Source organism: Acidocella sp. (genome assembly GCF_052326845.1).
Classification (GTDB): domain Bacteria; phylum Pseudomonadota; class Alphaproteobacteria; order Acetobacterales; family Acetobacteraceae; genus Acidocella.
Genome location: NZ_JBKQJR010000039.1, coordinates 1 through 11243, shown reverse-complemented (window position 1 = coordinate 11243; position 11243 = coordinate 1). Strand labels below are relative to the sequence as shown.

Annotated in this window: 10 protein-coding genes, 2 pseudogenes and 1 riboswitch; of the genes and pseudogenes, 5 read left to right on the top strand and 7 right to left on the bottom strand. The window is 61.3% G+C overall.

The genetic code is table 11. The annotated features are described in order from the left end of the window. The 4 genes and pseudogenes from ACLPJJ_RS02695 to purH all read right to left on the bottom strand — a co-directional run. Positions 1-84, bottom strand: a pseudogene (locus ACLPJJ_RS02695) (50S ribosomal protein L13); the annotation flags it as partial. A 55-nt stretch (positions 85-139) separates the two neighbouring features. Then, a complete protein-coding gene (locus ACLPJJ_RS02690; RefSeq protein ID WP_443589257.1) occupies positions 140-1057 on the bottom strand; it encodes an NAD-dependent epimerase/dehydratase family protein in 918 nt (305 codons plus the stop codon). A 3-nt stretch (positions 1058-1060) separates the two neighbouring features. Further along, positions 1061-1513, bottom strand: coding sequence for a hypothetical protein (locus tag ACLPJJ_RS02685; protein WP_443589256.1), 453 nt, complete (start codon positions 1511-1513; stop codon positions 1061-1063). A 24-nt stretch (positions 1514-1537) separates the two neighbouring features. Beyond that, on the bottom strand, positions 1538-3094 hold the full coding sequence (gene purH / locus ACLPJJ_RS02680; RefSeq protein WP_443589255.1) for a bifunctional phosphoribosylaminoimidazolecarboxamide formyltransferase/IMP cyclohydrolase: 1557 nt from the start codon (positions 3092-3094) through the stop codon (positions 1538-1540). A 26-nt stretch (positions 3095-3120) separates the two neighbouring features. Continuing rightward, positions 3121-3202, bottom strand: a riboswitch (ZMP/ZTP riboswitch). Positions 3203-3459: 257 nt separating this feature from the next. On the opposite strand from purH, the pseudogene ACLPJJ_RS02675 reads away from it, so the two are divergent. Beyond that, a pseudogene (locus ACLPJJ_RS02675) lies at positions 3460-4620 on the top strand (acyltransferase family protein). A gap of 1 nt (position 4621) precedes the next feature. On the opposite strand, the gene ACLPJJ_RS02670 reads toward ACLPJJ_RS02675, so the two are convergent. Both ACLPJJ_RS02670 and ACLPJJ_RS02665 read right to left on the bottom strand, forming a co-directional pair. Beyond that, on the bottom strand, positions 4622-5110 hold the full coding sequence (locus tag ACLPJJ_RS02670) for a CreA family protein (RefSeq protein WP_443589254.1): 489 nt from the start codon (positions 5108-5110) through the stop codon (positions 4622-4624). Next, a complete protein-coding gene (locus ACLPJJ_RS02665) occupies positions 5107-6267 on the bottom strand; it encodes a glycosyltransferase family 4 protein (protein ID WP_443589253.1) in 1161 nt (386 codons plus the stop codon). Before ACLPJJ_RS02665 ends, ACLPJJ_RS02670 begins: the two co-directional genes overlap by 4 nt. Before the next feature lie 234 nt (positions 6268-6501). Between ACLPJJ_RS02665 and ACLPJJ_RS02660 the strand changes: the two genes are divergently transcribed. The 4 genes from ACLPJJ_RS02660 (at position 6502) to ACLPJJ_RS02645 (ending at position 9415) form a co-directional block, all read left to right on the top strand. Next, positions 6502-7164 carry a YceI family protein gene (locus ACLPJJ_RS02660; RefSeq protein WP_443589251.1) on the top strand — a complete coding sequence of 221 codons (663 nt, stop codon included), beginning with the start codon at positions 6502-6504 and terminating at the stop codon, positions 7162-7164. Next, on the top strand, positions 7154-7705 hold the full coding sequence (locus ACLPJJ_RS02655; protein ID WP_443589250.1) for a cytochrome b: 552 nt from the start codon (positions 7154-7156) through the stop codon (positions 7703-7705). The genes ACLPJJ_RS02660 and ACLPJJ_RS02655 overlap by 11 nt, the downstream gene beginning before the upstream one ends. A 428-nt stretch (positions 7706-8133) precedes the next feature. Next, on the top strand, positions 8134-8526 hold the full coding sequence (locus tag ACLPJJ_RS02650; protein WP_443589249.1) for a c-type cytochrome: 393 nt from the start codon (positions 8134-8136) through the stop codon (positions 8524-8526). 22 nt (positions 8527-8548) lie between these two features. Further along, the gene (locus tag ACLPJJ_RS02645) at positions 8549-9415 is read left to right on the top strand and encodes a protein-L-isoaspartate O-methyltransferase family protein (RefSeq protein WP_443589248.1); all 867 of its coding nucleotides are present in this window, start codon (positions 8549-8551) and stop codon (positions 9413-9415) included. Between the two features lie 405 nt (positions 9416-9820). Here ACLPJJ_RS02645 and ACLPJJ_RS02640 read toward each other — a convergent pair whose 3' ends face one another. Further along, the gene (locus ACLPJJ_RS02640; RefSeq protein WP_443589246.1) at positions 9821-11242 is read right to left on the bottom strand and encodes an IS1182 family transposase; all 1422 of its coding nucleotides are present in this window, start codon (positions 11240-11242) and stop codon (positions 9821-9823) included. Position 11243: the final 1 nt, after the last annotated feature.

Sequence of the window (11243 nt, the reverse complement as noted above, 5' to 3'; positions counted from 1 at the left end):
GCGGCCCAGGATCAGGCCTTCGGCGTCGATCAGGACCCAGTCCTTCTTCACATCCGCCGGTTTGATGGAGATTGTGGTTTTCATAAGTTACATCCAAATGACTCAGTGCCGGGGCTTATGAGGATTTGCGCGCCTGCCGTCAAGGGGTTTTGGTTGTGGTAACATAATACCACGCTGTGGCCCGTAGCGTTTCAGCCAAGGATTCCGCGGGTTTCCAGCCCAAGGCCAGGGCGGCGCGCGGCGCAACGGCGAAGCTGCCAGCCAGGGACTGCCACATTGCCTCGCGGCCGACTGCCCGTGCGGCCAGGCCAAGCAGGGCAGGGGGGAATGGAAAGAGGTTCGGGGCCACGCCCATGCCTTCGGCCAGGGCGCGGATCAAATCCGGGGTGGAGATTGGCTCCGGGTGCGCCGCCAGCACCAGAGGCGGCGGCGCTTTTGCCAGCAGCACCAGCTCCACCAGCCGGGCCAGATCATCCAGCGCGATGAAGCTGCGCGCGTTGTGGATGCTGGCGAAGGGCAGCGGCACATGGCGGCGCAGCAGCTTGAGCAGAAGCGGGGTATTGCCGGGGCAGCCGGGGTCGATGATCGCCGCGGGGCGCAGCACGCAAAGGCGTTCACCCAGCAAGGCGCGCAGCCTTACCTCGGCGGCAAGCTTGCTCCTGGCATAGTCATCGGCCGGGGTGGAGGGCGTTGCCTCGCTGGCAATGCCCTCCACGGCGCGGCCGAGCACGCCGATGCTGGAGATCAGCACGAAGCGTTTTACCCCGGCGGCGAGCGCCGCCTTGGCCAGATTTTCCGAAGCCAGCAAATTGTTGCGGTTCCAGGCGCCTGGCGGCGGGGTGCGTGTATGCGCCAGCCCGGCAGCATGCACCACCGCGTCTATCCCGGTCAGGTCCGGCGCGTGGTCGGCAAGATCACCGGTGAGGCATGGCTTCACGCCTTCCGGCAGCTTGGCCGGGCGGCGAATCCCGCCAAGCACAATATGCCCCCGCGCGGCCAGATGCCGGGAGATGCCTCCCCCAACATAACCGGACGCGCCGGAGACAAAGACCCGCATCGGCTAGTCGAGCCGTGGCTCGGTCCGGCGCGGGCGGCTGGGCTGCGGGGTGGGGGAGAGACGCTCGCGCAGGGGCTGCGGCGTTGGTGAGAGACGCTCGCGGACGGATTGCGGCGTGGGGACCGGCTCCCGGCTCGGCGGCGGAGGCAGTTCTTCCTCCACCTCCGGCGCGAAGCTGGCGCGGGACTTCTTCAGACGGCCGAAATCCGGCACGTCCTCATATGCGTCCGAGCTGCGGGTGGCGGGCGGCAGGGCGCCCGACATGCGCATGCTGATCATGCGTAGATCGTCCTGCAGCGCGTCCACCTGGGCTTCCAGCGCTTCCAGCCGCGCCTTCACCCCGAATACGCTGAACGGCATGAGCAGGAAGGCCATCGCCCAGAGCAGCACCGGCAAGGCCAGGAGCAGTACAGCCCAGCTTGGTAGCCAATCCGGCAAGGTGAATGGGAGCGTCATCCTGGGTATCCTAGCATAAGCGGTTTAGTGGCGGAAATGCCGCATGTTGGTGAACACCATGGCGATGCCCGCCTTGTCCGCGGCCTCGATCACTTCCTTGTCGCGGATCGAGCCGCCCGGCTGGATCACGCAGGAGGCCCCGGCGGCAATGGCCGCTTCCAGCCCGTCGGCAAAGGGGAAGAAGGCGTCGGACGCCACGGCGCAGCCGGTGAAGTCCAGGTTCGCCGCCTTGCCGCGCCAGGCGGCGATGCGGGCGGAATCCACGCGGTTCATCTGCCCGGCGCCGACACCCAGCGTGGCGCGGTTCTTGGCGTAGACGATGGCGTTGGACTTCACGTGCTTCGCCACGCGGAAGGCGAACAGCATGTCGTCCATTTCCTTTTCCGTCGGCGCGCGCTGGGTGACGATTTTCACGCTGCCGGGGAGAATCTGCCCGGCATCGCGCGTTTGCAGCAGGAAGCCGCCGGCGAGGGACTTGAAGGTGACGCCTGCCTCGGTCGCGTCGGGCACGCCGCCGGTGGTGAGCAGGCGCAGGTTCTTCTTGCCCGCCAGCACGGCCTTGGCGCCCTCGGTCGCGTCCGGGGCGATGATCACCTCGGTGAAGATACTGGCAATCTTGGTTGCGGTTTCCTCATCCAGCGTGCGGTTCACGGCGACAATGCCGCCAAAGGCGGAAACCGGGTCGCAGGCCAGGGCGTCATCCCAGGCATCGGCCAGGTTGAGGGCGCTCGCCACGCCGCACGGGTTGGCGTGCTTCACGATCACCACGGTCGGGGCGTCGAACTCCGCGACGCACTCAAAGGCGGCGTCGGTGTCGTTGTAGTTGTTGTAGGAGAGTTCCTTGCCCTGGTGCTGGGTGGCGGTGGCCACGCCAAAGCGCGCCGGGGAAGAGGTATAGAACGCCGCCGACTGGTGCGGGTTCTCGCCGTAGCGCAACTCCTGCTTTTTCACGCCGGAGAAGGTGAAGCTTTCCGGATACTCCACGCCGTTCTGCTGGGCGAACCAGCCGGAAATGGCGGAGTCGTAGGCGGCGGTGCGGGCATAGGCGGCGGCGGCGAGCTGGCGGCGGGTGGCGAGCGTGGTGCCGCCATGGGCTTCCAGCTCTTCCAGCACCTTGGCGTAATGCTCGGGCTCAGTCAGCACCGCCACGCTCTCATGGTTCTTGGCGGCGGAGCGGATCATCGCCGGACCGCCAATGTCGATATTCTCGATGCAATCCTCGAACGCGGCGCCACGGGCGACGGTGGCCTCGAACGGGTACAGGTTCACCGCCACCAGGTCGATCGGCGCGATCTTGTGCTCCGCCATCTGCGCCACATGCGCCGGGTCGTTGCGCTTGCCCAGGATGCCGCCATGCACCTGCGGCACCAGGGTTTTCACCCGCCCATCCAGGATCTCGGGGAAGCCCGTATGCTCGGAAACTTCCCTCACCGGCACGCCCGCCTCGCGCAGGGCCTTGGCCGAGCCGCCGGTGGAGAGGATTTTTACGCCATGCGCCTCCAGCGCGCGACCGAATTCGATCAGGCCGGTTTTGTCCGAGACGGAGATGAGGGCGGTGCGGATTTTGACGATGTCTGACACGGGGCGGCTCCGGATTTGTTCTACCAAAGGGATGCCCAGGCGCGCGGCGGCATGATGCCCCGCGCTCCCCGATGGTTGCCCATCTCAGCGCCAGTCACGCGGAACCGGGCGCGGTTTGGCATGGGGGGCGGGAAGATGCAAGGTTTTGGGGTGGGGCCCTGCAGGGCCGTAGGATGGGTGGAGCGTAAGCGGAACACATCGCTTTATTGCCGTTTCCCCTGGCGGCTTGATGGGTTGCTACGACTTGCTGGTTGCTGGGGTGAGAGTGCAGTTTGGTGTTGGTGGCGGTGAGTTGTGATAAGCGAGGCAGGCCGATTTTAAAGTTGAATTAGTGATGATATTTCGATACCGACATTTTTTAGCGTATGTTCGTGCGGGGATGTACCTTGAGTAATACGAAAACGGTTTCGAGCGGCAATGACAGGTTTTTTTTCACGTTGGATGGAATTCGCGGCGTGGCTGCACTCCTCGTGGCGCAATATCATGCGAAGATATTTTTTGGTGAGTATCAACAACCCGAGGAGTATTTGGCGGTAGATGTGTTTTTCGTCCTCAACGGTGTCGTTTTGGCGAGCGCCTACGAGGCCCGTTTGCGGGACGGGATGAGTCTGGTCCAATTCTCAATGCGACGGCTTGCAAGGCTGTACCCGCTCTATATAGTTGGCTCCCTGATCACCGTGGTTGCGTATCTGGCCGGTTGGAGAACGTCCTTTTCAGGACGAGACTTTGCGCTTTTGACTGTCCTGGCGGCGTTGTTCCTCCCCAACCCGGTTGTGGGGTCTCCCCGGCAGATGTATCCGCTCAATAACCCAGCTTGGTCCCTCTTTTATTAACTGGTCGTGAACATTGCATACGGCGCGCTGATGCAGGTGTTGGGCACACGAGTTCTTTGCGGTGTCATTTTTGCATTTGGCGCCGGTTTGTTGGCATCGGTTTGTTTGCTTCGAACACACACTGCCAATATTGGCTTCACACTCCAGAGTTCGCCAGCCGGGTTTTGCCGGGCCGGTTATTCTTTCTTCATGGGCGTTCTTCTCTACCGGATTTTTGCGGTCCGCATCGCAGCGGGTGCAACGCATGTCCGCCGGGACAGTGTTCTGCCCCTAATGTTGGTCGCGGCCGTGGCGGCGTTACTGTTGCCTTCCGTTCCACCATCTTTCACAGCGGCTTACGACAGTTTGGCCGTTATCGTGCTGTTTCCGGTGATTGTGTTCATGGCGGTTCATGTTGAACCGCCTAGGGAAGTGGCGAGGATTTTTGGGTTCCTCGGCGGCATCTCTTATGCCGTTTACGCGCTGCACGCCCCGCTCTTTCACGCGATTGAGGGGGCGGCCGCCAAGTATGGCGTCAACTTGGGCACGGCGTCGCCGTGGTTGGGGTGGCTCTTCATCGCAGGTGTCGTTGGCATCGCTACGGCGGTCGATAAAGTCTACGATACCCCAGTTCGCCAAAAGCTCATCAGCGTTATCGAGACACGAGATAGAAGTTGGCCGTCTCTCCGTAAAGTCGTGTTGGCGCGCCGGTGAATTACCCTCCGCTCGCAGGCACCGCCGAGACTGCATTCGCGGGCGAGCCATGCAGCAGCTTGGTGCTGATGAGCACATAGACCAGCGTGTTGGTCTGCCTATCCACCATGCGGGTGATGATGAAATGCTTGAACAGCAGCGAGGCGGAGATGGAGCCCATCTCCTCCTGGTCCGGCAGGTCGGCGGGCAGGGTCACCGGCCCGTGGGCGATGCAGTTGAGCGCGAACTGGCTCGGGTTCTCCGCCACGCCTGCACCGCCCGCGATGCCGCCCGTCTGCGCGAAGGAGGCGTAGCAGGAGACATTCGCCACCTTCGGGTCGTCGAAGCGCTGCACGATCACCTTGTCGTTGGGGCCGAACAGGCGGAAATTCGTGCTCACCGCGCCGATTTCCTCGCTGCTGCGCCCGCCGAAGGGGACGAACACGAAGACCAGGAACAGGATGATGGCAACGGCAAGAAAGGCGGCCAGGGCGGTGAAAAAGGCTTTCATGTTAGGCTCCGTGCGGGAACGAGGCTTTCATACACCTTCAGCGTGGCTTCGCAGATGATTGCGTCGGAAAAATTCTCCTCCACCCGCCGCCGCCCGGCCGCACCCAGGCGCGCGCGCAGTTCGGGGCTGGCGATCAGCCGTTCCAGCGCCGCAGCCAGGGCTTTCGGGGCGCGTGGCGGAATGAGGAAGCCCGTTTCGCCGTCCACCACAGCCTCGCGGCAGCCGGGGATGTCGGTGGCCACCACCGGCTTGCCCGCCGCCATGGCTTCCAGCACCGCCTTGGGCAGACCCTCGCGATAGGTGGAGGGCAGGCAGAAAATATGCACCCCGGCCAGCAGCCCGGCGACATCCCGCACCGGGCCGAGCCAGCGCACCACGCCCTCGGCGTCCCAGGCGCGGAGTTCGGTCTCGGTAATGCTGTCCGGGTTGCCCTCATCCGGCGCGCCTGCGAGCAGGAACTCGGCCTTGCCGCGCAACATCCGCGCCGCCTCGACGAAATCGGGCACGCCCTTCTCGCGGATCATGCGCGCGGTGAGGACGACGCGCACCGGCGCTGGAGGCTCCGGCGTGGGGGCGAATTTGCCCGTATCCACCCCGGCGCCGCGGATCACCAGCGTGCTTGCCGCGGGCACCATGCCACCTTGCACCAGCGCGTCGCGGTCATCCGGGTTCTCGAAGATCACCACCCCGCGCGGCGGCTTCAGCGTGGCGCGCAGGGCGATCTGCACCAGTGGGCGCAGGGCGCGGGCGAGGGGCTTGCTTGAGGAGAAGACGAAGCCCAGCCCGACGGGGGCGTTGATGACGCTCCGTACCCCCGCCAGCCTTGCCGCCAGCCCGCCGAAAATGATCGGCTTGAGTGCGATATGGTGCACGAGGTCCGGCTTGATCTTGCGGTAGAGCTTCGCCAGTTGCCAGGCGGCGGCCAGCTCCTTGAACGGGTTGAGCCGCCGCCGGTCGAGATCGGCGGGATAGAACTCGATGCCCGAGGCTTCGATCTCCCGCGCCGCAGCACTCTCCCGCGCCGCAGCACTCTCCCGCGCCACCAGCACCACGCGCCAGCCGGCTTGCTTTGCCGCCAGCCCCCGCGCCCAGAAATGCGAGGCGAAGAACCAGTCCTCCATGAGCAGAAAAACGAGGGTGCGGGGCGTGCCTGTCATGACAGTAGGTTTAGGCCAAACCGGCGGGTGGGCCAACTGGGCGTAGGACACTCACACCTTATACGCTGTCATTCAGCATGGGATCGGCCTCCGTCTTTTGCGCAAGCCGTGTCACGGGCGATCAATCCCGCTTGAAACTTTACGTCCAAAGCTATGTTTTAGCGGGTGACGGGCGCTTCATGGAGGCGTAAAACACCGCCAACTGGGAGCGATCCCGTTTTAGGGAATGCTAAAATGGTTGCTTCCGGACCGGCGCTGGAACATATTTCTTCTCGTCCGCATCATCCCGCGCGGGTCAAACACCGATGGCTGCTCATCCTTGCGCTGGTCTTTCCGGCCAGTTTGTTTGCCAGCCCGGCCCGCTCAGCAATTTTATATCAGATCGACCCCAGCTATGTGAGCATCCGATTTGTCGTGGGAAACATGTTCGGCATGTTCAGCACCACTGGCTACTTCAAGCAATTTTCCGGCAGCATTTTGCTCGATATTGAAACGCCTCAGAACAGCCATGTCGACGTTACCGTTGCATCTACATCGATCGACACTGCTTGGGACACGGCGAATAAAATGCTGCTGTCCTCTGCCTACCTCGACCCGGCCCAGTATCCATCGGTCCATTTTGTCTCCGATCAGGTCGTTCAGCTTTCCCCTAACCATGTCATCCTGCACGGTTATCTGACCATGCGCGGCATCACCCGCCCGCAAGACCTCGACGCCAGGCTGGAAGGCTACCAGGACCAGCCGGGCGTGGGACCGGTCGCCGATTTCGTGGTGACAGGACAATTCAACCGTCGCGATTTTGGCATGACATCGGATTACCCGTTGGTGTCCTGGAAAGTATCGCTAAAAATCAACGCCCATATCTTTCTCATGCCCAAAAGCAGCAATGCCCCCTAACGCCCCGCCGATAACGTGGAGCGCAGCACAGCGCCGTCTGCACTGGCTGGTGGCTGCCGGCGTTGTCGCCGCGTTCGCCCTGTCCCTGATCATGACGAGACTCGGCGACAACCAGCTTCTTTTAAAATTCTTCCTGTACCAGATTCATAAAACACTGGGACTGCTGGTTCTGGCCGGCACGATCGCCCGGCTTGTCCTGCTTATCCGCCATGGCCGCCCGCTTCTGCCAGACAGCTTTACGCCCTTGGAAAAACGCGCGGCTCATCTTGGGCACGGCGTGCTCTACGTCCTGCTGATCGTTGTGCCGGTGCTCGGCTACCTCACCAATTCCACGTCACCTTCACGTATCCCCGTTCTGTTCATGCTGGTCATTCCCCTGCCGAACCTGACCCCTCCGTCACAGTATTGGAACGATCTGTTGGTCACGTTCCATTATTTTGCCGCCATCACACTGGTCGTCATTGCCAGCGTCCATGCGCTGATCGCCATTGTCCACCACCTGCGCGGGCAGCCGATCCTGCGCCGCATGTGGTCAGGCTGACTGCTCCCGGGCCGCCAGCACCACGCGCCGCTTGGCACGTATAGGATTGCGAGGCGAAAAATCAGCCTTCCATGAGCAGGAAGATGAGGGTGCGGGGGTATGTGATTCCTGCCCCACAGGGCGTTTGCACCGGATTTATGCACCAGAAAACCCGGCTTTTAGCCTGGACTTTGTTTTGGTGCGGAATTCGTAAAATTTGCACCAACCGCTTCAGCCCGCTGCGCGTCAAAAACCGATGTCTGTCATGGCCTTTCTTACCTTGCCTTGAACTTGTTGCTCGACTGCATGACGCTCGATCTGCCGGTCTGAATTGCCATAAAATCGCCTTTGAATGGTGTGGAAGTGGCCCGAAACCGGCCCCGATCAATGGTTGTCCTCAGAGCTTTATTAAAATGACTTGATAAGCTTTTGATATCGAGGAGCACGTGATGCGTAACATTTTCCAACGTCTATTTATTGCAATTTCGATCAGTTTCTTATTTGCTATACCGACGGCAGGGAGAGCGCAAACGGCATCCACGAACTCAACAACAGCGGCGGCAATGGCAGGAGAAAGCCTGTTCGACACAAACTGTGCCGTCTGCCACCAGGCATCTGGCGCAGGGGGCATTCACTTCAGCAACGCGGTATCCGCCGACCTACGCGCGCCGGAATTGGAAAGAACCTACCACGGCAGCGATGCCTTGATCCTGCGAGCGATCTTGAAAGCAAAGGATCAAGACGGCGCTCCCCTGCATTCACCCATGCCCGCCTGGGCCGGTCGTCTGTCCCCACAACAGGCAGAGGACATTATCGCTTATCTCCATAAACTGCATTCGTAAAACCTTATGAAAGGCTCGTTTCGTGGATGAATCTCCGGACCTTCAAACTATTTTTGCCTTCAATATAGCATTGCAAGCGGGAACCACGGATCAGCGGATCTTTCAGGCATTTGCAACGGTAAAGCGCGAAGATTTTCTCGGGCCGCCGCCCTGGTATCGAATAACGGGTCCGGACTCCGATGACGCCGAGATTTCCGGCAACGATCTGGCATTCATCTACGAAGATAAAGTCGTTGCCATCGACCGGACGCGTGGCATCAATAACGGGTCACCCAGTTTGCATGCCCGTTGCCTGAATGCGCTCGGCATCCACGAGGGGCAGGACATCCTACATATTGGGGCGGGCACCGGCTATTATTCCGCTATACTTGGTGAACTGACCGGCCCGGCCGGCCATATCTTCGCCTTCGAGATCGATCCGGTCCTAGCCGGCCGTGCTAAGGAAAATCTTGCATCCTGGTCGCAGGTAGAGGTTCAGTCCCGCTCCGGGACATCCGGCGCCTTGCCCGCCGCCGATGTCATTTACGTCAATGCCGGCGCGACGCATCCGTGCAAGGCATGGATCGACGCTCTGCGTCCAGGTGGAAAATTGCTGTTCCCCCTGCAGTTCGCGACCGGCTTCAGCGGCATCTTGCTCGTCAAAAAACCTGCCGACAGCGTGAATTGGATAAGCCAGCTTATCCAACGTGACGAGGGCTGGGAAGCCTGCTTCATCATCTGGGCTAATTTCATTCACTGCCAGGATTTGCCGCCGGTGACCGACCGGCGCCAGGAGCTGATGGCCGCGTTCGAGGATGACGGCTGGACCAAGGTGAGACGCCTTTATTTCAACGACCAGCCCGATAAGAAATGTTGGTTCAACGGCGACGGATGGTGGCTTCGCAAATAAATTTCAACGCTTGGCCCACCTTCATATCTTACGAAAATTCCGAAAGTCTTAAATTTTGGAAATCGTCAATCGTGTGAATGACCGCTTTCGGATCACGCAGGATGTCAAGGGAACGACGATAATGGGGCGCAGTGCTGCCATCAGCGGATGACAATTAATGTCAGCTTTCGGGATTACCCGATCGACGGTCTGGCGGCCTATATGGGTCGATTCCGACTGGTGCGAAATTCTTACAGACCGTGTGAAAACGCCGGTTTTGACGCACTTGGTGCTGCCCGTGCGCTTCCGGGCATGGTTAAGGCGCTCTGGGGAGAAGCAGCCAAAAGTCCGAAATCTTCTGGTTGGCGAGGTTGCACGCCATGGCAGCCCCTTCAGTGGGTCAGCAAAACGCCGACTGTCAGCTGGTCAGGCCCTTAGCGCAGCCATCAACCCGGTAAACCCAACAATATTGAGCACCCGCCTGAGATTATAGGCGAGCGCGGTCAAGCTGAATTCGGCGCGAACCTTCTCCAGTCCCCGCATCAGAAAGGCCCCCTGGTTCATCCACTGCTTGATCGTGCCGAAGGGATGTTCGACCGTCTCGCGCCGTCGATCAAGGATCTCTGGCCGTTGCGCCAGGCGCGCCTGCATCCGGTCCAGGACGGCTTCGTTTTCGAGGCGAGACACCATACGAAAGGTGCTTCCCGTGCAGAGCGGACGGAGCGCACAGTCGCGGCAAGCCGGCTTATTGGCGTAATTGACTTTTTTCAGCGCCCGCACAAACGACGACGAATAGGCTTGCAGCTGCTGGCCGGCGGGACAAAGAAAGCTGTCGCCGGCTGGATCGTATCTGAACTCATCCTTGCGGAACAGGCCCGCCTTGACCGACGGCCCCCGTTGCGGCCGCGGCACATAAGGCTCGATCCCAGCTGCCTCACAGGCTTCGATATCCTCGATCTTGAAGTAGCCGCGATCGGCAACGACCGCGATTTTCTCAACGCCGAGAACCTCCTTCGCCGGCGCCGCGGTTTGCGTCAGCAGCCCCATGTCGACGACCTGGTTGGTGACCTGCTGCTCCACGATCAGCTTGTGCTTGGCATCGACCGCGACCTGAATGTTGTAACCCACGGCAACATGGGTGTGCGCCGCCATGGCCCGGCTGTCAGGGTCGGTCAGCGATATCTGGTTTTCTCCGGTCTTATCCAGCTCCGCCAGCATCTGCGAGCAGCGCGTGCGCCGCGCACCGATGGCGGCAATCTTCTCGGCCAGGTTCTGGACCCGCGCGCCGCCTGCCGGGCTCTCGGCGGCGTCGCTCTGGTCGAGACGCCGCAGGTAATCCTCGAGCTTGGCGTCGGCGAGTCTGATAAACTCGCTCAGCGACGCGCGGGTGAAGTTGCGGTCCTTGTTGTTGACCGCCTTGATCCGGGTGCCATCCACCGCCAGCAGTTCCCGGCCAAACAGATCCAACTGGCGGCAAAGCAGCACAAACTGGCGGAAGATTGGACGAAAGGCTTTGCTGTTGTCGCGCCGGAAATCGGCAATGGTCTTGAAGTCGGGCTTCAGATGCCGCAGCAGCCAGATCACTTCGATATTGCGGTGGGTCTCGGCTTCGAGCCGCCGGCTCGACCGCACCCGGTTCAGGTAGCCGTAGATGTACAGCTTCAGAAGGTCCGGGGGCGAATAGCCGGGGCGGCCGGTCGCCTTCGCCGTCACCCGGGCAAAGCCCGCGGCGGCGAGATCCAGTTCCCCCACAAAAGCATCGATGAAGCGAACGGGGTTATCTGGACCGACGTATTCGTCCAGAGATTCCGGCAGGAGCAGCCTCTGCGCTCGGTCGCGACCTGAGATG